Raw genomic sequence first — 21,385 nt, 5'->3', positions numbered from 1 at the left:
GGTGGTGCGAATGGCTCGTCCCGGGAAGCATCCGAAGAGCGGCGTCTACTATCCGCGCGTCCGCGTGCCTAGTGACTCGTCGGGCAGGCCCTCGGGAAGCAATTACCGTGGGCACAGGAGGGCGCACGCAAACGGGCGTTCGCCGTTTGAAGATCGACTCTTGGAGTCATAGAGCTCCGATACTAGCGATCTTGATGGTCCACCGATACCAAATGAGCAGTTCCCAGATCGGAGCAACAGCATCCGGTCGTGGTCGGTCGATTGCGGACTGGCAGCTCCCGGAAATTCCAAGGCGGAAGCTGCCTTCGGCGCGCGGACTGTGATCGCCATCAAATCCGGCTCACATCATTGGCGGGCTCCACCGTGAAGCTCCATCAGGCACTGAGTGTAGCTGAGAGCTATCCCAAGATGATCCGCGTCGGTCAGGGCGCAGAGATCTTGCCTCGTGTTCTCGATCTGCAGGCTTACCCGGAGCGCGTGAATCTCGACTTCGCCCTTTACGGCAAGCCGACGGACATTGCCTTCAACGGGCGCTTCCAGGCGGAACGCCTCTACCAGCACTCATTCCTGCCTGCCGACGCAGCCGAAAAGTTGAAGAATCGGCGCAAATACTACAAACGAGATTCGCCCACGCGGGGCAGTTGGGAACAAGGCCCGATCTCGTTGATCATTCCGACGGCACCACAGGTACGCCGTCGTGACGAATCCCGAAAACTCCAGCTTCAAACAGTCCGAAGAATGGCTGCGGAGCGAAGCGACCGAGGCTCTGATCGCCGCTGGGTGACAGTTCAGTGGCAGGTGAACGATTTAGGACGCCGCCGTATCTCGTACGAGGTGAGCATAGCGGCATCGCAGTCGGGCTCGTCTATTCTTCCTAGCCCCTTTAGCGCAAACTGTCGTTGCGTTAGGTGCCAGCCTCTCAGCAGAGATCAGGATGTCATTCTGAAAAAACCAATGTCGGCAGCCACAGGGCAATCTGTGGAAAATAGACGATGAGCGCGAGCGCGATCATTTGCATTCCTGCAAATGGCAGGACACCTCTGTACATGTGCGTCATCTTCACGTTAGGCGGAGTGATTCCCCTCATATAAAAAAGAGTTATAGCAAAAGGCGGCGTCAGGTAGGACGTCTGAAGATTGACCGCCATCAGGATGGCGAACCACAAGATGACATCGGCCTGGGCGACATGGTCGCCGAAGTCGAGCAGGCGCACGATCGGGGCGAAAAGCGGAATCACGATGAGCGTGATCTCGATCCACTCGAAGAAGAACCCGAGGGCGAAGATGATCAGCATCATCACGATGAGCACGCCCCACGGGCCCAGGCCGAGTTGCTCGAACAGGCCTCCCACCAGTTCATCGCCGCCGAGAGCGCGGAACACGAAGGCGAACACCGTCGCGCCGATGAAGATCATGAACAACATGGCGTTGGTCACCGCCGTCTCCTGGACGCATCTGTTCCAGAAGCGGAAGCGCCAACGGCCGTTGAGAACGGCCAGCAATACCGCGCCGAAGGCACCGACGCCCGACGCTTCCATGGGGCTTGCCCAGCCGAGGATGATCGAGCCCAGCACGAGGACGATCAACGCCGTCGGCGCAATGAAGCCCTTGAACAGCAGCAGCACGAGTTCGCCGGTGTTCTGCGGGCCGGCGTCGTCGGCCATCGGGGGGGCGAGCTCGGGGCGCAGCTTGGCCGTCAGGACGATCAGCCCGGCGTAGAGCGCCGATAGAAGCAGCCCGGGCAGCAGCGCCGCGACGAAAAGGCCACCGACGGACGTTGCCAGAAGATCGGCCATGACGACCAGCATGATGCTCGGCGGAATCAGGATGCCGAGGGAGCCCGAGGCGGCGATCGTGCCGGTGGCGAGCGACTTCGAATAGCCGCGCTCCAGCATCACCGGCAGGGCGAGCAGGGTGATCATGATGACCGAGGCGCCGACGATGCCGGTCGTCGCGGCCAGGATCGTCCCCATCACCACCACGGCGAGCGACAGCGAGCCTGGCATCCGCCGCATCAGCACCTGGAGGCAGATCAGCAGGTCCCGCGCGACGCCGCTGGCCGTCATCACGGTGCCCATGAAGATGTACATCGGCACGGCCACGAGGACGAGGTTTTCCGCGATGCCGCCGAAGACGCGTCCCGGCATGATCAGGAAACGGGCGAAGGGGAAGACCCCGAGCGAGCTGCCGACCAGAGCGAAGACGAGACCGACGCCGCCCAGGACGTAGGCGACGGGAAAACCCGTGAAGAGCAGCAGCGCGAGCGCGCCGATCATCAGGATCGGGAGGGCCTCGACGATCATGGCCGTGCACCCTGCGTCGCTGCCTCGTCCTCGAATTTGTTCGGCGCCACCAGCAGCCGGGCCGCCTGGCGTTGTTCGGGCGTGCCGAACAGGATCACGACGCTGCGCGCCAGGATCGACAATGCGCTCAAGGAGAGAAGGGCGTAGCCGACCGGCATGACAGCCTTGATGAGCCAGCGATGGGGCAGACCCGATGGGTGCGGCGAACGCTCGCCGGCCGCGTAGGAACGCGAAACCAGGTCGGCGCTGTAGTCGACCATGACCCAGCAGAGTGGAAGGAGGAGGAAGACGATGCCGGTGGCTTCGATGAACAGGCGCGCCCGCTCGCCCAGCCCCTCGCGCACCAGCTCGATGCGGACATGGGCATCGCACAGATAGGCATATCCGAGGCACAGCATGAACAGCACGGTGTGAAGGTGCCACTCGAACTCCTGCAGCCGGATCGAACCGATCGCGAAATAGCGACGCATTACCACGTCGCCGACGATCACCAGCATCAGGGGAAACAGGCACCAGGCAGCTAGCTTGCCGACACCGTTGGTGAGCAGCGCCAGCACTCTGCTGGCCCGGAGCAGGAAACGCATCGATCAGGTCCTCGAAGGGCACGGGAGCGCTCGCCAGCCCGAGGGCCCGCGAGCGCCGGGCGATCAGTCGTTGAGGAACTCGAGTGAATGGGTTTCCTGCAGGTCCGACCAACGCTTGTGCTTGGCCCGAAATGTCTCGAGCGATTCCCACGCCGCCGCGAATTCCGGACTTTGGGCGGAGTATTCCTCAACGACCGCGAGCCAGTGGTTGTTCAGGGCTTCAAGCACCTCCTCCGGCAGGCGGGCGACATTCACGCCCTGTTCGTCGAAGAAGGCGAGCGCATCGGACTGCCGGCTTTCGCCCTCGACGATCGCCTGGCGAACATTGTCGCCGCAGACCATTTCGAGCTGCACCTTCTGCGTGTCGGAAAGGCCGTTCCAGCTGTCGAGATTGATGATCAGCTCGTAGAAGGTCGCGGGCTGATGCCAGCCCGGGAAGTAATAGTTCGCCGCCACCTCGTGGAAACCGAGCACGCGGTCCGCGGAAGGCGTCGCGAATTCGGTCGCATCGATGGTTCCCAGTTCCAGCGCCGGGTAAATGTCCCCAGCGGCGAGCAACTGCGTGGACGCGCCTGCCTTGTCGAGCGCCGCGGCCCCAAGACCGGGAATGCGCATCTTCAGGCCGGCGAAGTCTTCCGCCGTATTGATTTCCTTGTTGAACCAGCCGGCCGCCTCCGGGCTCATGCCGCCGCACGGCATGCCATGGATGTTGAACTGGTTGTAGAGCGGCTCGTAGAGCTCCTTACCGCCACCGTCATAGAACCAGCCGAGCAGTTCCGGCCATTGCGGCCCGAATGGTGTCGCCGCGAAAATGGAGAAGGCCGGATTGCGGCCCTGCCAGTAGGCCGCGATCGTCCAGCACGCCTCGATCGCACCGGCGGAGACCGCGTCGAAACACTCGGCCGGCGGCATCAATGCCCCTGGCTCGAAGAACTGGATCTGGAAATTGCCGCCGGAGACCGCCTCGATCTTGCGCTCGATCTCCTTGCCGAGGGTGCCCGCCTGCGGGAGGTTGCTGGGGAACCAGCTCTGCATGCTCCACTTGATCGCGCTGTCCTGCGCGCCAGCGGGCGCGACGAAACACATGAGAGCCGTCGCGGCTAGAAATTGCCGTGCCAGGCGTGTCGATGTCTGTGTCATAGCCAACCCCTTTTTCCTCTACGGTGGATTTATTCCACTGAATGAGAAGCAAGGCGTGTGCCATTCCGACTGGTAAGAGCAACAAGATGGCTCGGGACGGCATTCCGGTCTTTGACGCTGCCGGACGTTTCACTCACAGGGTTCAACCGCGCAATTCTCACGCAGCGAACGCCCGAAGCGCTCAAATTTTTACCGTTGGGGGAAAGCAACTGGCCGACCCCGCTCGAACGCGAGTGACCGGGCCGCTTCCGGCACGCTACCCTGCCGAGCGGAAGGTCAGGTTCAGAGATCGAGCGTCACATGGACCCGGGCGCGCGAAACGCAGAGCATCATGCGGTCTTGGCGGGCAGCGGTGCCCAGCACGGCGTCGCGGTGGATCACCGTCCCGTCACGATAGCCGCAATCGCAGGTTCCGCAGACGCCGAGTTCGCAAGACGCCGGCAGCACGAAGCCCCTTTCGCGAAGGACATCGAGTAGCGACCGGTCCGCGGGGATTCGGAGTGTTTCCCCGGTGGAGGCGATCGTCACGTCGAAGGGCTCGGGCTTGAAGTTCTCGTCGAGGGTTGCCTGGAAGACCTCGAAATGCAGGTGCTGGTCAGGCCAACCAGCTGCATTGGCAGCATCTCTCAATCCATCGGTCAGCCGCGCCGGGCCGCATCCATAAAGCTGCGTCTGACCATCATCCACAAGTCCGGCCAACAGGTCTGGCGCAGAGAAGCGCCGCTCATCTGCGAAATAGGTGTGCAGGCGCGGGCCACAGATCTCTTCCAGCCGTGCGAGCAATGGCGCGGCGGCCCGCTCCCGCGCACAGAAGTGCAGTTCGAATTCCTGCCCGGCGGCGACGCAGGTAGCGGCCATGGCGGCGAACGGCGTCACGCCGATGCCTCCGGCGACGAAGACATGGCGTTTCGAACCGGCCACCAGGGAAAAGTTGGTGCGCGGTGCGGAGACGTGCAGCACGTCGCCTTTGGCCACGTTGTCGTGGAGCCAGAGCGAGCCGCCCCTGCCAGCCGGTTCACGCTTGATCGCGACGACATAGGTCTGCCGATTGGCGGGGTCGCCACAAAGCGAATATTGCCGGATCTTCCCGTCGGCGAGACGAATGTCGACATGCGCGCCGGCCGACCATTCCGGCAGTTGCGGACGGGTGGGGTGGCGAAGCGTGATCACGTCGACGCCGATCGCATCGCGGCGCCGGTCCGTCACGACGAGCTTCATGATGAGGCGTGCGGTCATTGGACGCCGTGCGACTCGACTGGCTCGATCGCGTCTCCCCGCCGTATCGTGCCGCCCTTGACGATCCGACAGTTCAGTCCGGATCGGTTGTAGAGCGGAAGGTATACAGGCATCCCGAGCAACTCCTCGAGATACTTGCAAGGAAAGTTCAATCGCCCGCCCTCGAGGATCGTCTCGCCGACGCGAAAGCGCTTGCCGACCAGATGATTGAGCGGAACGCCCCGCGTCGTCAGGTTGCGCCGATGGTCGACCGGCAAGAGGGACAGCGGCCCCTCCTGGAGCGGCGGGTCGTTCCGAACGAGATGCTCAAGGGCCTCGATCTCGATCAGCGTGACCTCCCGCACGTCCGGCTTGGGCGAATAGGTCCCGGTGCCGAGAAAGTAGCGGTCGCCTTCGATGCCGCGGCCTTCGATCAGCCGCGCTTCCGTCAATTCCTCCATCTCGTAGGAGGCCGCCGGGGCGATGTGGATGTTCAGAAGCTGCCCGCCTGACCAGATTGTCACGACGGCGCCCTCAGACGGTGCCCGCCACGGCGATGCACTCGATTTCCACGAGGACATCGCGCGGCAGGCGGGCAACTTCGATGGTCGAGCGCGCCGGCAAGCTGTTGCCGAATGTTTCGGCATAGATGCCGTTCATGGTCGCGAAGTCGTTCATGTCCTTCAGGAAGACGGTGGTCTTGACCACCGATGCGGCGCTCGCCCCGGCTGCTTCCAGAACGGCGAGCACGTTGGCAATGGACTGATTCGTCTGCGCCTCGATACCGTCGGGCACCGAGCCGCTCGCCGGGTCCGTCGGCAACTGTCCGGAAACGAAGACCAAGCCCGCTGCGGCGACGGCCTGCGAATAGGGGCCGGCGGCGGGGGATGCCTTTTCGGTGGCGATGGGGCGGCGATCAGTCATCGAATTCTCCACGGGTCGGTATGGCACCGATAGTGGATTAAATTCCATTCGATGGAAAGATGATGTTTATCGCAGGCGCGAGCTGTCGATGATCAGAAAATACTCACACGCCTCCGAGCCCACATTGACGAAGGCGTGGGTCACGTCGGCCTGGAAATACAGCGAGTCGCCGCTCTCCAGGACGAGGCTGCGCTCGCCGATGACCGCCTTAAGTCGCCCCTTGGCAACGTAGATGTATTCCTCGACACCGCGGCGATGCGCCACGAATTCTCCTGTCGAGCCTTGCGGAGGAAGATAGTTCAGGACCCAGTCGACGCCGCGGCCCGGAAGGACCGGCGACAGGCATCGGCGCTGGAATCCTGAGGTCTCGTCGCGAAGAACCGGCTGCACGGCGGCAGGGATCACGAGGATCTCCCGCTCGACGGGATGCGCCATCAATTGCGAAAAGGTCGTACCGAGAGCTTCCGACAGGCGTGACAGCGTGTTGGTCGACGGCATGGTCTCACACCGCTCGATCTTCGAGATCATGGACCGGCTGACACCGGAAAGGCCGCTTAGCGTCTCGAGAGAAAGACCGTGTCGCTTGCGGTGGCTTCGCAATTCCTCGGCCAGAATGATCAGTTGCTCGCTGATGCCCTCGTCCGCAACTCGCCGCAATGCTTCTGACAACGATCGTCCTCCTCGCCGGCTATCTCGAGATGCCATCGGCCTTCGCGTCAAGCGGAGCCGTCGTCGGTCTGCATCGTTCGCGTTCGGTCTGCAAGCGACCTGCGATACGGCTAGGACGCAGCTGCGAGAAAGTCGGACGCGGTCGTATTAGCGGCCCAGGCCCGATCGTACTCGATCAGCCGGGCCACGTCCTGCGCCGCGGAGCGGCCGTAACGCCGAGCTATCAGGTGCAGCGTGGTATCGATCGCCAGGGTCACACCGCCGCCCGTGACGATCGATCCAGCATCGATGAAGACCGCCGGAACAGCTTTGATGCCGCGGCTTAACAACGCCATCGCATCCAGCGGTGCGGTCGCCTCGTTCGGCGCGCGTTGCCGGCGCGTCGTGGCCGGGAGGCCATCGAGCAGGCCCGCCGCGGCGAGGATCATGCCACCCGTGCACACGGATGCGACCACGCCTTTTGTCGCCGCGTCGCGCAGGAATCCCAGCGCCGCCTCGTCGGCCGCGACATTCGGCCACCCCGGACCGCCGAGCATCAGGTAGACGTCGGCCGCAGGGCATGTCGCATAGGAATGGTCGGCAATGGCGCGAACGCCGCTCGCCATCTCGAAGACGCCGGCTTCGGGGGCCGCAAGTTGAAAGGTCAGGTTTGGGATGATGCGACGGGCCATAGAAAGGACGCCACAGGTCGCACCGAGGTCGATCGGCTCTACGCCGTGGTAGGCGAGAACGATGATCGAATGCTGTTCGAGAAGACTATCCATTCCGTGACAACCCATCCGTTGACGACCCCTTAGATCATCTGCGTGATGTTTGGGGGAGATTTTAGTGCAGCGTGGGCACACATTCCTCGTATTCTGAACGGCACGAATGGGCACGATGCAGCCGGGACGCGTAGGTAACCGGTGGGATCACGTGCTGATGGAGGCGGCGTAGGCAACGCCGTCGCGGCCAGGATCGGCCGCGCCTACGATCTCGCCCCGGGTCATTCGGATCGCATGCACCCAACCGATGGTGTGGCCATAGGGGTTCCGGATGACCTCGTAGCCGTCCGCCTCCAGCGCCCGCGTCACCGAACGTGGAATGCGGTTGGAGACGTCGATCGAATCGCCGGTTGACGAGAAGCGGGGCGCGGCCACCGCTTCTCGAATGTCCATGCCGAAGTCGAAGACGTTCAGGATCGTCTGCAGCACGCCCATGACGATCTGCGTGCCGCCCGGCGCCCCGAGGGCCAGGACCGGCTGATCGTCCTCGAACACGATGGTGGGACACATGGCGCTGAACCGCGACTTGCCAGGCGCGATGCTGCCGACCCGGCCGGGACGCGGGTCGAACACGCCCATGCAGCCATTGTAGAAGAAGCCGAGCCCTTCGGTGATGACGCCGGACGGCATGCCAAGCGAATGCGTCATCAACACGTGGCCGCCCTCCCCGTCGACGACGCAGAGATGGGTCGTGTTGACGGATTCATGGTCGTTTCTCTTCAGGCGCGGGACGGATGCGCGCACGCCGCGTTTGATTTCGTCGGCCATTGCGCCCGCATGGGCCTTGTCGGTCATCTGATCAAGGGGGATGGTGACGAAGTCCGGATCGCCGACGTAGCGATCCTTGTCGATGGTCGCCCGTTTCATCGCCTCGCAGACGATCCGGACATAGTCGGGCGAGTTGTGGCCGAGCGCCCGGAGATCGAAATGCTCCAGGATGTTGAGCATCTCGATCAGCATCACGCCGCCGCCGGGCGGCTGGTTAGTGGTGATACGACGCCCGCGATAGGAAGCGGTCAGCGGCTCGCTCCACCGGGGACGGTAGGAGGCCAGATCCTCTTGGGACAGCAGGCCCCCATGCGACGCCATGTCGGCGGCGATCGTCGCCGCGATGTCGCCCCCGTAGAAGGTGTCCGCCCCCGCCTCGGCGATCCGCTGCAGCGTCACCGCGTAGTCCGGGTTGGCGAGCGGGGCGCCGATCTCCTTGGGTGTGCCGTCGGGGCGGCAGTAGAGCGCCCGACCATCGGCACTGTAGGCGAGGCGTTCGGCCGTTGCCGCCCGGCCCATCTTGGCGCCCTCCATGAAGAACGTGTGCATGGCCGGCCGGACGAAGAAGCCGTCTTGTGCCCAAGCGACAGCCGGTTCGAACAGCGTCTTCCACGGCAGGCGGCCATGGGCGCGGTGCAACGTCTCGTAGGCCTTGAGCGCCGTCGGCACCGCGATCGACTGGTAGCCGAGATCGTTGACGCGGCCCTCGAGGATGAAGCCGAAGCCGTCCCGCGTCTCGCCACGAACGAGATCCTCCCACATGTCCTCCCGCGCCGCCGCCGGCGCCGGTGCATGGAAATCCAGATAGCGGTGCACGCCCTGCCCCGGCAGATACACGGCGGCGCTGCCGAAACCCGCGATCCCGCACATCAGCGGATCCACGACGCCCTGCGCCAGCGCACAGGCGATCGCCGCATCGACGGCGTTGCCGCCCCTTTCGAGGATCTCGATGCCGGTCTCGGCAGCTTCGGGCTGTGGACAGACGACCATCGCGTTGGGTTTCAACGACTGGGCCATCGCCTTACAGCCGCACGTCGTGGCGCGGGCGGCCCCAGTCGGAGGCGCCTTGCACGGCACGCTCGACGTCCTCCTCCAGCATCAGCCCTTCTGCCACCAGCCGCTCGGCCGCCGCGCGGATGGCCCGGACGTAATCCTGCGGATTCGTGTACCGCTCGAGAACCGAGGGACGCGGATCGCCAGTCTGTTCGCGCTCGTCCGGCGCGTCGGCAAAGGGAATGTAGCTGCCGGTGATACCGACCATGGCGCCATGGCCGTGCTCGCGGCGGCGCAGGCTCCAGCCCGTATAGGTGCCGAGCGGCGCCTGGACCATTGGCGCGCGTACGCCGGGGACATCGTTGCCGTCGGCGTCGACGGCCGGCACGCGCACCGGATAGACATCGTCGCCGATGATTGCCGGGGGCTCTCTGGTGATCCGGCCGCGATCGATCGCGTCGCCGAAATCGAGCCGTTCGAGGCGGCTCGGCGAGCGCGGCAGGGCCACGCCCGGGATCGCGGGAAAGGCCGACCGCCATCCCTCGACGTTCACCAGCGTGCCGTCGGCGCGTAGCGGTATGCGGCTTGGTGGCGGCGCCTCGCCGGTTGTGGCCCAGGCGTCCAGCCGGTCGAGATTGGCGCGGAAGAACATCGAGGTCGCCACGGTGTTGAAATAGGTCTGCGCCATCCCCCGTGCGGGGCCTGCGAGCAGCGGCGAAGCGTAGTGCTGCGAGCTCGACCAGAGATAGACGCGGACATTGTCCGGCTGTGCCAGATCCTCGCCCTTCGTGTCGGTATGGACCAGCGACGCGCGGCGGTGCCAGTATTCGCAGGCCGTGTCGGTATGGATCACCAGCGGATCGGTGGCCGGGCGCTTGAGGATGCCCTCCTCGCGGCCGGTGAAATGATCGGTCGACACGGCGTAGGAAAACGGGAACCGGTCGGCGGGCGTGAAGTGGTTCTCGTGCTCCTGCCCCGGCAGCAGCACGAGGTTGGCGAAACGGTGGTTCATCCACATCTTGCCGGCGCCGGCCACGTGCGGCATCACCCCGTCGAAGACGCGCCCGCCCGCGGGGTCGGCGTTAAAGCCCAGATGCAGGAAGTCGCGGATGCAGCGGCCGGTCTGCGAGCGGCCCCAAGCATAGGCCTTCTCCATGCGCACGTCGCCTTCGGCCAGCGGATTGGCCTCGCCCGAAGCACTCGCCTTGCCCGACTTCAGGAAGGCGACGAAGTCGCGCACCGCGACATGACCGAGACCCAGGACCAGCGGGTCCCGAGCCTCATAGATGAGTTCGTAGATCCAGCCCGTCTCGAAGCCGCCCGGCAGGTGAATGTGACTGTCCGAGGCGAGAACCGCGTTCTCCATGCCCTGGTTGTCGACGCCGCCGCCGCGTTCTACCCGCGCAAACGACCACGCGTCGGCAGGGATTTCCTCGCGCGGGCTGCTGGCGTAGCGGCGCCGAGTCAGCTTCGCGGCGCGGGTGTCGAGCGAGGCGGCCGGATAGCTGCGGGTCGAGACGAGCGAACTGAGCGGCATTGTCGTCATGCCCGGCTCGGCGGCGATATATTCCGCGCGGGTGATGCCGGTGATCGGCCGGCCGTTCTCGGTCGCCACCGGAACGTCGAGGATCATGCGCCCGTCGCCGGGCAGGAGGTCCCCCTGCCAGGCAAGCCAGACGATCGCATAGCCCCGGCGCATCAGGAAGCCGTTGCCCGCGTCGGCGGGCGATATCGGGTCGTTGCTGGCCGGGGCGTCGTTGAAGAATTGCAGGGCGCGCTTGTTGCCGCGATTGCCGTAGTCGAAGAACAGGCGCCGGTTTCCGCGGGAAAGGTCGCGCGGCTTCAGGATGCAAAAGTCGGCGGTAAAGGAGACGAGGCCGCCGTCGTCGACCGGTGCCAGCTCGATGTCGGTGACGCCCCTCTGCGGCTCGGCGAACGGATCCACCCTGAACCGGACCCTGCCACGGAGCCTCTCGTAGGCGCCGGTCTCGCCAAATTCCTGGCCGCCCGCGAAATCCTGGCGTTCGGCGATGTCGATGTCGATCCGGTTAGTCATGGCCGTCTTCTTCAGCGGGACGGTTCGAGCACGCGCATGTCGGCGTCCGACATGTGGTCCGGATGGTGGCAACGGTAGACATGGCTGCCGCCGGCCGCCGGCGGATCGACCCTGACGCACAGCGTCCCGTCGTTCTTCGGGCAGCGCGGGTGAAACGCGCAGCCGGAGGGCGGATTGAGCGGGCTCGGGAAATCGGCCTGCAACCCGAGTTCGGGCAGGCGGGAACCCGCCCGCGGCGGCAGCACTGCCTTGAGGAGGGCGTTGCTATAGGGGTGGTGCGCGCGCTCGAAGATCGCCTCGCTCGCCCCGTGCTCGACGATCTGGCCGAGATACATGACCGCCACCTCGTCGGCGAGATGGTTCACCACCGCGAGATTGTGGCTGATGAGGATCATCGTCAGGTTCAGTTCGCGCTTGAGGCGATGCAGGAGGTTGAGAATCTGGCTCTGGACCGAGACGTCGAGCGCCGACGTCGGCTCGTCACAGATGAGGATTTCGGGCTTGCCGATCAGCGCGCGGGCGATGGCGACGCGCTGGCGCTGCCCGCCGGAGAGCTGGCTCGGATACGCTTCGACGAGATGGTGCGGCAGACCGACCTCGCCGGCGATCTCCTGGACCCGCGCCCGCTGCGAGGCGGCGTTGCCCTCGCCGCGCACCTTCAGCGGCGCGCCGATGATCCGCTCGACGGTCATGCGCGGGTTGAGCGAGGAATACGGGTCCTGGAAGACCGGCTGGATCAGGCGGGCGCGCTCCAGACGGTCATAGGTCTCGATCGGCTTGCCACCGACGAGGACGGTGCCGGCGCTCGGGTTCTCGACGCCGAGCAGGATCTTGGCCAGCGTGCTCTTGCCGCAGCCGGATTCGCCGACGAGGCCGAGCGTGCGACCCCGCGCGACGGCGAGATCGATGCCGCGCAGCGCCCGCAACGTCCGCTTCTTGCGGAAGCTGCCGCCGACGGCGTAGTCGCGGGTAACGCCGCGCATGGACAGGACGTCTTCTGTCATAGCGCGGCCTCCGGCTGGCGCGTCCACGCGGTGGGGTCTCGGCCGCTGCCGTCCGCCGGCAGCACGCAGCGCATCATGTGGCCCTCGCCGGCACCGCGAAGTGCGATCGGCCCCTCGGCGCAGCGTACGTGCGCATAGGGGCAGCGCTCCAGGAAGCCGCAGCGCGTCAGGTCGCCGGTCTGACGGGGCACCACGCCCGGGATGAAGCCCAGCGTTTCCCCGGCCTTCGTCTCGCCGGGCACCGGGATCGAGCGCATCAGCCCTTCCGTATAGGGGTGGAGCGCCTTGGCGAGCACGTCGTCGCAGGCGCCCGACTCGACGATCTCGCCGCCGTACATCACGACAATCCGGTCGGCCATGCCGGCGACGACGCCGAGATCGTGGGTGATCAGGACCAGGCCGATGCCGGTATCGCGCTGGATGTCACGCAGGAGCCGCAGGATCTGCGCCTGGATTGTGACGTCGAGCGCCGTCGTCGGCTCGTCGGCGATGATCAGCTCCGGCTCGCAGAGAAGCGCCATGGCGATCATGACGCGCTGGCGAAGGCCGCCCGACAGCTGGTGCGGAAATTGGCCCAGCCGTTCTTCCGGCGAGGGAATGCCGACCTTGTTCAGGAGCTCCAGCGACCGCTCGCGGGCCGCGCTCGCCGACACCTTGCGGTGCTGGCGCAGGATCTCGCTCATCTGGTCGCCGATCCGGTAGCAGGGATCCAGTGCGGTCATCGGGTCCTGGAAGATCATGGCGATCTTGTCGCCGCGCAGCTGGCGCCAGCGGCGGTGCGAGGCGCCGCTGAGGGATTCGCCGGTCAGGTCGATGCGATCCGAGGTGAGCCGGGCGCTGCGCGGCAGGAGACCCATTATGGCGAGCGCGGTGAGGCTCTTGCCGCAGCCGGATTCGCCCACGATCGCGACCGTCTCGCCGCGATGGACCGTCAGGTCGATGCCCCGGACTGGCCGCAGGATCGTGTCGGCGACCGGGATCTCGACCTTCAGGCCGGCGACGTCGAGCACGGGTGTGGTCATCGCTCAGGCCTTTCCTTCGGGCGTGGTCACGTCGCGCAGGGCATCGCCGACCAGGTTGATCGCGAAGATCAAGAGGACCAACGCCACGCCGGGGACGGCGATCATCCACGGACGGAACAGCAGCTGGCTCTTGGCTTCAGCCACCATCAGGCCCCAGGAGACCTGCGGCGGCTGGACGCCGAGACCGAGGAAGGACAGCGCCGCCTCGAGCAGGATCGCGTGTGCGAGCTCGATCGAGCCGACGACGATCAGCGGGCCCATGACGTTGGGCAGGATCTCGCGGAAGAGAATGCGCCCCGTCGAACTGCCGATCGCGCGCGCCGAGGTGATGTATTCGCGCGAGGCCAGCTGCTGCGTCGCGCTGCGCATGACGATCGCGAAGCGGTCCCAGAGGAGCAGGCCGATCACCAGGACGAGCAGTGTGAGCGAACTGCCGATCAGCGCCACCACGACGAGCGCGACGAGGACGACCGGGAGCGTCAGGCGAATGGTGATGAGGAAGTTGACGAAGAGATCGACGCGGCCGCCCCAGTAGCCGGCGGCAACACCCACGACCGTACCGATCGTGCCGGAGATCAGCACCGTCAGGAACCCGATCATCAGCGAGATCCGGGCGCCGTAGAGCAGCCTCGCCAGATAGTCGCGTCCGAGACCGTCGGTGCCGAGCAGATGCGCAGCGCTCCCCTCGGCGTCCCAGACCGGCGGCACGAAGCGCTGCGTCAGGTCCTGGGCCGACGGGTCGTACGACGTCAGCAGCGGCGCGAAGATGGCCGCCAGGATGAACAGCAGCACGATCGTGCCGCCGACCCAGAAACTGCCATGCCGCAGGGCCCGGCGCACGGCGACGCGGCCGGGGGAAAGCGATATCGCGGCAGGCGGATGGTGGGAGACGGTTGCCATGGCGTTCAATTGATCCGGATGCGCGGATCGAGGGCCGCATTGAGAAGGTCGGCGAGAAGGGTCAGGACCGCATAGGCGACGGCGATCACCAGAAGGATCGCCTGGATGACCTCGATGTCGGCGCGCTGGATCGATTCCCAGGCGAGGTAGCCCAGCCCCTTGAGCGAGAAGATGGTCTCGATCACGATCGAGCCGCCGAGCATGAAGCCCAGCTGCACGGCAGCCAGCGAGACGACGGGGATGATCGCGTGGCGCAGGCCGTGGCGGACGACGACGCGCCAGGGCGAAAGCCCGTAGGCGCGGGCCGTGCGCACGTGGTCGGACTGCATCACGTCCATCATGCCAGAGCGTGTCAGGCGCATGATGGCCGGCGTCGCGTAATAGCCGAGCGCGATCGAGGGCAGGAGGAAATGCACCCAGGTCGATCCGCCGGAAATCGGCAGCCAGCGCAGATAGACACCGAAGAGGTACATCAGCCCGAGGGCAAAGAGAAACGACGGTAGCGCCTGCCCGGCAACGGCTATCCAGAGCGCGATCCGGTCGACCAGCGTGTTGGGCCGGAGCGCGGCAAGGACGCCCAGCGGGATCGACAGGAGAAGCGCGAAGCTGAGGGCCAGGATACCAAGTGTCGCGGTGACGGGTATGTGCTCGGCGAGGATCGTGCGCACGTCCATGCGCAGATAATGGGAACGCCCGAAATCGCCCTGCAGGACCCGGCCGATCCAGTCGAGATACTGCACGAAGAGCGGCCGGTCGAAGCCGTAGAGCTGCCGGACCGCCGCAATGTCGCTGGCCGACGCGCCCTCACCCGCCATCGCGGCGGCCGGATCGCCCGACAGGTGCACGAGCAGGAAGGCGATGATCGAGGTGATGGCGACGACCAGTACGGTCAATGCCAGGCGCTTCAGGATGAAAAGGAGCATGGGCTTCCCGAAAGTGGATACCGGGACGCCTTTGCGCCCCGATATCCGGAGAAAACTACTTCCACTGGGCGAGATAAAAATGCGCCATCTCGTCCGGCGTCACGGGATAGTCGAGGTCGCTGTTGAACGCGTAGGTGCGTCCGTAGACGAAGAGCGGGATGGCGTATGCCTCGTCGGCGATCTTCTTCAGCGCCTTGGAGTAGAGGTCGCGGCGCTCGGCCTCGTCCATCGTGGCTTCGGCCGCGGCCAGCCAGTCGCGGACTTCCTCGTCGCGGGCATAATCGTCCGGCCCGAACTGGAAATAGTAGCCGGTCGAGGCCGAGGCATCGAGCATGCCGTTCGACCCGAAGGTCAGATGCACGAGCTCCGTCTTGTCTTCCGCGATCAGCGGGCGCAGCGCCCGCCACTGCAGGAACTGCAGGTCGCCATTGATGCCGACCTCACGCAGATAGTTGAGCACGGCTTCCGAGAAGGGGCGATCGCGATACGCGTAGAACGGGACGCTCAGGCCGTTTTCGTAGCCGGCTTCCGCCAGCAGTTCCCGCGCCCGCTCCGGGTCGTACGGATACTGCGTCACGTCCGTCTCGCAGCCGAACTGCACCGGCACGCAGAGCGACTCCTGTACTTCGGCGCCTTCGCCGACGAGGTTCTGCGCGATCGCGTCGCGGTCGATCGCATGCGCGATCGCCTGCCGCACGCGGATGTCCGTCATCGGCGTGTCGCCGGTCCGGCCGGCCGCGTCCAGTGACAGGAACGACATGCGCATTGTCGGTGCGGCAACAACCGTGAGGTTGTCCATGCTGCCGAGCATCTCGGCGTTCTCGGGCGGCACGCCCCAGATCCAGTCGACGCCGCCGGTCACGAGTTCGGCGATCTGGGTCTCGGTGTCCTTGATGGTGCGGTAGACGATCTTGCCGATCGAGGGCGTACCCTTCGGACCGTCGGTGAAATAGTCAGGATTAATCTCCAGCGTCAGCGACTGGCCGGCCTGGTAATCGGTCAGCATGTAAGGGCCGGTGCAGACGGGGTTGACGGCGCCCCAGTCGCGACGCGTCGTGCCATCGGCGCCCGGGACCTCCGGGGCGCTGTCGTAGTGGCCCGAGGGGTAGATCGGCGAGGTGCCGGAGAGGTACTCGAAGGCCGCGGGTGTCGGCTTCTTGGCGTGGATGCGCACGGTCGTGGGATCGACGACCTCGACATTGTCGATCCAGTCGACGATGACGCGGATTTTCATGTCGCTGTCGGGTGCCGCGACGTGGTTCAGCGTGTAGGCGACGTCCTCGGCATCGAAGGCGGTGCCGTCGTGAAAGGTCACGCCCTCGCGCAGCTTCATCTCGAGGGTCGTATCGTCGACCCATTCCCAGCTCGTGGCGAGCAGCGGCTGGTATTCGTTGGTCTGCGGGTCCCGATGAATCAGGCTGTCGCACTGCGCATAGGCCGAAATCAACGCTTCGCGCTGGTTGCCGTAATAGAGATCCGGCGTGTCCATTTCGGTGGAGGTCGCCCAGACGAAGGTGTCGTCGTCCTTGCCGGCCAAAGCGGGCGAGGTCACCAGCGCCATGGCGCAGGCGGCCATCAGGCTCTTTTTCAGTAGCATCGAAATTCTCCCCTTTTTTGTTGGTGCTAGCGTCAGGAACGTCCGGTCTCCCGCCAGGGAAGATCGATGCTCGACGCGAAGTCGCCGCCGCGCCTGACGGTCAGGACCGGCGGGCGGCCATACGGCAACTGCACGTAATGGTCCGCGTCGGCGCCGGCGATCGACAGGCGGATGCGACTGCCCTGCCTGAAGGTCCAGGCTGTCGGCAGAAGTCCGAAACGCAGCCGCGCCGGCTCGCCCGGAGTCAGCGGCAGCGACTTCGCGCGGCTGAACTCGCGATAGGGCCAGGTCCAGCGCTGGTTCGGCGGCGCGGCCGACTCCGTGCGGTGCAGGGCGCGCAGAACGCCTTCGGTCACGTAGCGGGTGGTGCCGTCCGCCTCGACCTCGGAGAGGTAGGCGTGGATCACCGCGTCGCCCTGGCTGGACTCGATCCACAGATCGAGAACCGGATGACCCGACATCTCGGCATCGGCCGCCAGAGGCGCCGACGTGTAGGAGAGCATCGCCGCGTCGCGGCCGTGCCAGTCGGGATAGTACTCGCTCGTGGCGAGTGCCCCGAGGCGCTCGTGGCGGGTGGAGACACCCGTGCCGACGGTGAAGTCGACGCAATATTCGTCGCTTCCCGCCTCACTGGCCTTGCTTGCAAGAGCGTTGCCGGACGAAAGGCTCAGGCGCTTCGTCGCGGGCAGCGGCGGCCAGGCTGGCGCGGCGTGCCAGGCTTCCTCGTGCATCGCGTAATAATGAATCGGCGCCTCGTCGTCGAGCCCGGTGTCGATGCCGCGCAGATAGTGATCGAAGAAGCGCAGCACCTCGCCGAGGACCGGGAAATCGGGCTCCGTCCGCTCGCGCCAGGGCGAGACATTCGTGCGTGCGCCGTGGTCCCACGGACCGAGGAGCAGATGGCGCTTCGCGTTCGGCAGCGAAAGGAACCGCGCGATCGCGCCGTTGGCGAAGCCGGCGCCATCCATCCAGCCGGAGATCGAATAGATCGCGACGTCCGAGGCGATGCCGTCGGCGTAATGACAGGGACTGAACGAGTGTGCCCCGAACGATGGATCGTAGGGCAAACGATCGTCGGTAAAGCGGAACTCGGTGATGAAGTCGGGCATGTGGAAATTGCCCAGATGCTCCCGCACCGCGCTCCGGCACAGCGCGCCGTCCGCGTCGTCGTCGACAGGCTGCGGTCCGCTGAAGTCGGGATTGTCGAAATAAGGCTGACGCGCCAGCACGTCGCGCCGGTCGTGGTCGAGCCCGACCATGATCTGGTCGTAGCTTTCGGCCAGCTTGTTGAGCAGAACGCCGCCCGGGAAGAGATGGTCGGCGTAGGTGTTCCAGACGGCGAATAGCGGCGCGATCGCCTTGACCGCCGGGTGGCCGGTGCTTGCCAGGAAGCAGGCGGCGGCGCCGAGATAGGAGATGCCGGTCGAGCCGATGACGCCGTCCGACCAGGGCTGCGCGACGATCCAGCTTGCCACCTCGCCGAAGTCCTCGCGCTCGCTGGGCGAGCGGAAACTGTCACGTGTCCCGAAGCTTGCCCCGGTGCCGCGGACGTCGACGACGACCACCGCGTAGCCGCGCGGCACGAAGAAATCCCGGTACCTGGCCGCGTTCGGGCTCGGCTCGCTGGTGGAGCCATCGCGGAGCGCGAAACGACGGTAGTACGGGGTCAGGATCAGGATGGTCGGGTAGGTCGCATCGGCTGCCCCGCCTTGCGGCAGATAGACATCCCCCGCTAGCCGGCATCCGTCGCGCATGTCGAGATACAGCGAGAAGGGATGCGTCGGCAGTTCGTGCGTGGCGGGGCGGGTACGCAGATAGTCGCTCGGCGGACACTGCCACGCTGCGCTTTCCAGATCCGAGTCCGACATGAGCCCCCCTGCCCGATCGACGATAAGAGGACCGTACGAGACTTGCGTGATGCGTCAATTTCGATTTTGGTATCCTTTGATGCGTTAAGCGAATGGAATGCGATGAACATCAAAGGGCTGGAGGCGTTGCGGGCGTTCATGGAAGGCGGCTCGCTCAACAATGCCGCCGAGCGGCTGCACCGGACCCAGCCGCAAGTCAGCCGGCTTCTCGCAGCACTCGAGGAGGAGGTCGGGTTTCCCCTCTTTTCCCGCACCAAGCGCCGACTGGTGCCAACACGTGAGGCCCGCGATTTCTACGGTCACGTCGAACACGCGCTCTACAGCCTCGACGAGGCGATCCTTGCGGGCCGCCGTATCAGAGCGCGGCAGAGCCGTCACGTGCGCATACTCACGGCGCCGCACATCACCAATGCTCTCCTCAGCGATGCCGTCGCCACGATGACACTGAACGATCCGGGCTTCACGGCTTCCATCGACTCGCGTTCGCGGATCGACATCGAGGTCTGGCTCGGGCGCGAACGGTTCGACCTCGGCATAACCGTCCTGCCGCTCGACAACGATTCGATCGATGTCGAGCCCATCGTCACCGTGCGCGCCGTCGCGGTGATGCGGCAGGATCATCCTTTGGCCGCGAAGACGGTCATCGAGGCCCGCGATCTCATCGACGTGCCACTCGTCGCCAATGCACCGCGCACCGTGATGCGCCAATGCGTCGATTCCGCTTTTAGACGCATGGGCGCCACGCCGCGGATCCGGCTGGAAACTCCCAATGGCGTGGTGGCCTGCGAACTTGCGGCGCGCGGCCTGGGCGTCGCGGTCGCCGACGGTTTCGTGGCGCGATCGAGCTTCAAGCCGGGCATGGCGATCCGCCCCTTCGAGCCCGCCGTCGAACTCGACTACGTGTTCATCTTTCCGCGATGGCAGGCGCGCACCGCGGTCGTCGACGAATTGGCCGGGTTGATACGCAAGGCAGCCCACGAGGAAGCGACGCGCCAACTCCCTGCCTGAGGACCCAATGGTCCGTCTCTCATGCCGACAGCAGAATGGCCCATGCCAATTTCGCATTTGACGCGCGGCGCTCGGCAACGCGACCTACCCGGCGCATCAAGGAGGATTCTGCCCGTGAGTCGTGAAGCCGCCATGCATTCGCTGGACGAAGCGGTCCATATTGCAGTGGATGGCGGCGCGAGCGCCGGTGGGCTGGGCGCTTGCGATGGCGGGTGCCGGGCCAGAGGGCGGGAGTGCGACAGCGATTGCCGTTGCGAGGCGGAGGCGGATTGCTGCCACAGGTGGCGAAGGCGTGGGCCGCTGGCCCACGGCTATTCCTCGCGGAAGGATCGCATCATCTGGTCGCTGAACGGCTTGACGAGGTATGACAGTGCGGAGCGGTCGCCGGTCTTGAGGAACACCTCGACGGGCATGCCGGGGACGAGGAGCTGTTCGCCCAGGCCGCGATCCTCGTCGGTGATGGCGATGGTCGACAGATAGAAGGTCTGGCCGCTGGCCGGATCGAGGGTCGCGGCCGCGCCGACGATGTCGACCCTTCCGTCGATCTCTGGCGTGGTGCGCTGGTTGAAGGCGGAAAAGCGCAGCTTGACGTCCTGGCCGACGATCACCTGATCGATGTCCGTCGGGGCGAGCTTGGCCTCCACGACGAGTTCCTCGCCCTCCGGCACGATGCCCATGACGGTCTCTCCCGGCGCGATGACGCCGTTGACGGTGTGGATCTTGAGGTCGTTGACGAAGCCGTCGATCGGGGCCCTCAGATCCATCCGGGACAGGCGGTCCTTCGCGGCGACGATGCGCTCCGACAGCTCGGCTATGCGGGCGTCGACATCGCGTAGCTCGCGCTGGGCGTCGGTGCGGACCTGCTGGTCGAGCTCGATGATCTTCATCCGGGCTTCGCTGATCTGGCCCATGACCTGCGCGATGTTCGCCTCGATCTCGCCTTTCAGACCGTCGATCTTCGCAAGGTCGCGCTCCATCGTGCGTGTCCTGGTGCCTTCGACCAGTTGCCGGGCCACCAGCGGCGCCAGACGATCGAGATCCTCGGCGATCATCTCGCGCTCGACGGCATTCGACTGGCGCTGCGATTGAAGCCCCTTCACCTGCTCGCCAAACTGCTCGATCTGCGACTGCAACTGGTCGCGCTGGGCCTCGCGGGTGGCGCGGTTGTCCGCAAACAGCCGCCGCTCGCCCTCGGCGATCGCCTTCGTGGCGGCTGCCGTCTCGAAGGCGGGGTCGAATCGCACCGTCTCGGCCCCGTCGCGCTCGGCACGCAGGCGTGCCTGGCGGCCGATCAGTTCCGACAATTGCGAGGCAATGACACCGAGTTCCGCCTTGGTCTGGGTCTCGTCGAGGCGGATGAGCACGTCGCCGGCCTTCACCACGTCGCCGTTGGCGACGAGGATTGCCCCGACGATGCCGCCATCGCGATGCTGGATCTCCTTGACCTGCTTCTTCACCGTGACCTTGCCCTGGGCGATGATCGCGCCGGACAGGCTGGCCTGCGCCGCCCAGCCGCCGCAGCCCACGATCAGGAATGTCGCGAGGAGACCGGAAGCGACGATCCGCGACCGGATGCCGAACCGCTGGCCATCGTCTGCCGGGGCAGCCTCGACGCCGGTTGCCTTCTGTGGGTCACTCATCGTCGTTC

18 protein-coding genes and 1 pseudogene are annotated in these 21,385 nt (G+C 65.6%); 2 read left to right on the top strand and 17 right to left on the bottom strand.

All coding sequences use genetic code 11. The features are described 5' to 3' along the window. Positions 1-399: 399 nt before the first annotated feature. A pseudogene (locus GGR03_RS24375) lies at positions 400-667 on the top strand (integrase core domain-containing protein); the annotation flags it as partial. Positions 668-937: 270 nt separating this feature from the next. On the opposite strand, the gene GGR03_RS17390 reads toward GGR03_RS24375, so the two are convergent. The 16 genes from GGR03_RS17390 to GGR03_RS17315 form a co-directional block, all read right to left on the bottom strand. Further along, positions 938-2,302: a TRAP transporter large permease gene (locus GGR03_RS17390; RefSeq protein WP_183210004.1), complete on the bottom strand. Its 1,365-nt coding sequence runs from the start codon at positions 2,300-2,302 to the stop codon at positions 938-940. Beyond that, on the bottom strand, positions 2,299-2,886 hold the full coding sequence (locus tag GGR03_RS17385) for a TRAP transporter small permease subunit (RefSeq protein WP_183210003.1): 588 nt from the start codon (positions 2,884-2,886) through the stop codon (positions 2,299-2,301). The genes GGR03_RS17390 and GGR03_RS17385 overlap by 4 nt, the downstream gene beginning before the upstream one ends. 63 nt (positions 2,887-2,949) lie before the next feature. Next, on the bottom strand, positions 2,950-4,026 hold the full coding sequence (locus tag GGR03_RS17380; protein WP_183210002.1) for a TRAP transporter substrate-binding protein: 1,077 nt from the start codon (positions 4,024-4,026) through the stop codon (positions 2,950-2,952). Positions 4,027-4,308: 282 nt separating this feature from the next. After that, a complete protein-coding gene (locus tag GGR03_RS17375) occupies positions 4,309-5,244 on the bottom strand; it encodes a PDR/VanB family oxidoreductase (RefSeq protein WP_246368119.1) in 936 nt (311 codons plus the stop codon). Between the two features lie 14 nt (positions 5,245-5,258). Next, a complete protein-coding gene (locus GGR03_RS17370; RefSeq protein WP_183210092.1) occupies positions 5,259-5,702 on the bottom strand; it encodes an MOSC domain-containing protein in 444 nt (147 codons plus the stop codon). Between the two features lie 73 nt (positions 5,703-5,775). Continuing rightward, positions 5,776-6,165: a Rid family detoxifying hydrolase gene (locus GGR03_RS17365; protein ID WP_183210000.1), complete on the bottom strand. Its 390-nt coding sequence runs from the start codon at positions 6,163-6,165 to the stop codon at positions 5,776-5,778. A 66-nt stretch (positions 6,166-6,231) separates the two neighbouring features. After that, the gene (locus GGR03_RS17360) at positions 6,232-6,834 is read right to left on the bottom strand and encodes a helix-turn-helix domain-containing protein (protein ID WP_246368117.1); all 603 of its coding nucleotides are present in this window, start codon (positions 6,832-6,834) and stop codon (positions 6,232-6,234) included. A gap of 110 nt (positions 6,835-6,944) precedes the next feature. Then, the gene (locus GGR03_RS17355; protein WP_246368193.1) at positions 6,945-7,598 is read right to left on the bottom strand and encodes a DJ-1/PfpI family protein; all 654 of its coding nucleotides are present in this window, start codon (positions 7,596-7,598) and stop codon (positions 6,945-6,947) included. A gap of 147 nt (positions 7,599-7,745) precedes the next feature. Further along, a complete protein-coding gene (gene ggt / locus GGR03_RS17350) occupies positions 7,746-9,371 on the bottom strand; it encodes a gamma-glutamyltransferase (protein ID WP_183209997.1) in 1,626 nt (541 codons plus the stop codon). Between the two features lie 16 nt (positions 9,372-9,387). Next, a complete protein-coding gene (locus GGR03_RS17345; RefSeq protein WP_183209996.1) occupies positions 9,388-11,415 on the bottom strand; it encodes an alpha/beta hydrolase domain-containing protein in 2,028 nt (675 codons plus the stop codon). Positions 11,416-11,426: 11 nt separating this feature from the next. Next, positions 11,427-12,419: an oligopeptide/dipeptide ABC transporter ATP-binding protein gene (locus GGR03_RS17340; RefSeq protein ID WP_183209995.1), complete on the bottom strand. Its 993-nt coding sequence runs from the start codon at positions 12,417-12,419 to the stop codon at positions 11,427-11,429. Further along, a complete protein-coding gene (locus GGR03_RS17335) occupies positions 12,416-13,441 on the bottom strand; it encodes an ABC transporter ATP-binding protein (protein WP_183209994.1) in 1,026 nt (341 codons plus the stop codon). The genes GGR03_RS17340 and GGR03_RS17335 overlap by 4 nt, the downstream gene beginning before the upstream one ends. A 3-nt stretch (positions 13,442-13,444) precedes the next feature. Then, entirely contained in the window at positions 13,445-14,341 is an 897-nt protein-coding gene (locus tag GGR03_RS17330) for an ABC transporter permease (RefSeq protein WP_183209993.1), read from the bottom strand. Between the two features lie 5 nt (positions 14,342-14,346). Next, positions 14,347-15,264 (bottom strand): ABC transporter permease, encoded by a 918-nt coding sequence (locus GGR03_RS17325; protein WP_183209992.1) that lies wholly within the window; start codon positions 15,262-15,264, stop codon positions 14,347-14,349. Between the two features lie 55 nt (positions 15,265-15,319). Then, positions 15,320-16,861: an ABC transporter substrate-binding protein gene (locus GGR03_RS17320; RefSeq protein WP_183209991.1), complete on the bottom strand. Its 1,542-nt coding sequence runs from the start codon at positions 16,859-16,861 to the stop codon at positions 15,320-15,322. A gap of 32 nt (positions 16,862-16,893) precedes the next feature. Continuing rightward, on the bottom strand, positions 16,894-18,729 hold the full coding sequence (locus tag GGR03_RS17315; protein ID WP_183209990.1) for a CocE/NonD family hydrolase: 1,836 nt from the start codon (positions 18,727-18,729) through the stop codon (positions 16,894-16,896). Positions 18,730-18,831: 102 nt separating this feature from the next. Here GGR03_RS17315 and GGR03_RS17310 point away from each other — a divergent pair, with 102 nt between their 5' ends. After that, a complete protein-coding gene (locus GGR03_RS17310; RefSeq protein WP_183209989.1) occupies positions 18,832-19,737 on the top strand; it encodes a LysR family transcriptional regulator in 906 nt (301 codons plus the stop codon). Positions 19,738-20,048: 311 nt separating this feature from the next. Here GGR03_RS17310 and GGR03_RS17305 read toward each other — a convergent pair whose 3' ends face one another. Then, entirely contained in the window at positions 20,049-21,377 is a 1,329-nt protein-coding gene (locus GGR03_RS17305) for an HlyD family type I secretion periplasmic adaptor subunit (RefSeq protein ID WP_183209988.1), read from the bottom strand. Positions 21,378-21,385 lie beyond the last annotated feature (8 nt).

It is taken from the genome of Aurantimonas endophytica (assembly GCF_014196845.1).
Classification (GTDB): Bacteria; Pseudomonadota; Alphaproteobacteria; order Rhizobiales; family Rhizobiaceae; genus Aurantimonas; species Aurantimonas endophytica.
Note: the sequence above shows the minus strand (reverse complement) of the source record. Positions and strands in the feature narration are given on the sequence as shown.

What these genes read in the sequence shown, in the direction of transcription:
- GGR03_RS17390 (WP_183210004.1), bottom strand. Translation starts at nt 2,302, where the DNA reads ATGATCGTCGAGGCCCTCCCGATCCTGATGATCGGCGCGCTCGCGCTG.
- GGR03_RS17385 (WP_183210003.1), bottom strand. Translation starts at nt 2,886, where the DNA reads ATGCGTTTCCTGCTCCGGGCCAGCAGAGTGCTGGCGCTGCTCACCAAC.
- GGR03_RS17380 (WP_183210002.1), bottom strand. Translation starts at nt 4,026, where the DNA reads ATGACACAGACATCGACACGCCTGGCACGGCAATTTCTAGCCGCGACG.
- GGR03_RS17375 (WP_246368119.1), bottom strand. Translation starts at nt 5,244, where the DNA reads ATGAAGCTCGTCGTGACGGACCGGCGCCGCGATGCGATCGGCGTCGAC.
- GGR03_RS17370 (WP_183210092.1), bottom strand. Translation starts at nt 5,702, where the DNA reads ATGGAGGAATTGACGGAAGCGCGGCTGATCGAAGGCCGCGGCATCGAA.
- GGR03_RS17365 (WP_183210000.1), bottom strand. Translation starts at nt 6,165, where the DNA reads ATGACTGATCGCCGCCCCATCGCCACCGAAAAGGCATCCCCCGCCGCC.
- GGR03_RS17355 (WP_246368193.1), bottom strand. Translation starts at nt 7,598, where the DNA reads ATGGATAGTCTTCTCGAACAGCATTCGATCATCGTTCTCGCCTACCAC.
- GGR03_RS17345 (WP_183209996.1), bottom strand. Translation starts at nt 11,415, where the DNA reads ATGACTAACCGGATCGACATCGACATCGCCGAACGCCAGGATTTCGCG.
- GGR03_RS17340 (WP_183209995.1), bottom strand. Translation starts at nt 12,419, where the DNA reads ATGACAGAAGACGTCCTGTCCATGCGCGGCGTTACCCGCGACTACGCC.
- GGR03_RS17335 (WP_183209994.1), bottom strand. Translation starts at nt 13,441, where the DNA reads ATGACCACACCCGTGCTCGACGTCGCCGGCCTGAAGGTCGAGATCCCG.
- GGR03_RS17330 (WP_183209993.1), bottom strand. Translation starts at nt 14,341, where the DNA reads ATGGCAACCGTCTCCCACCATCCGCCTGCCGCGATATCGCTTTCCCCC.
- GGR03_RS17325 (WP_183209992.1), bottom strand. Translation starts at nt 15,264, where the DNA reads ATGCTCCTTTTCATCCTGAAGCGCCTGGCATTGACCGTACTGGTCGTC.
- GGR03_RS17320 (WP_183209991.1), bottom strand. Translation starts at nt 16,861, where the DNA reads ATGCTACTGAAAAAGAGCCTGATGGCCGCCTGCGCCATGGCGCTGGTG.
- GGR03_RS17315 (WP_183209990.1), bottom strand. Translation starts at nt 18,729, where the DNA reads ATGTCGGACTCGGATCTGGAAAGCGCAGCGTGGCAGTGTCCGCCGAGC.
- GGR03_RS17310 (WP_183209989.1), top strand. Translation starts at nt 18,832, where the DNA reads ATGAACATCAAAGGGCTGGAGGCGTTGCGGGCGTTCATGGAAGGCGGC.
- GGR03_RS17305 (WP_183209988.1), bottom strand. Translation starts at nt 21,377, where the DNA reads ATGAGTGACCCACAGAAGGCAACCGGCGTCGAGGCTGCCCCGGCAGAC.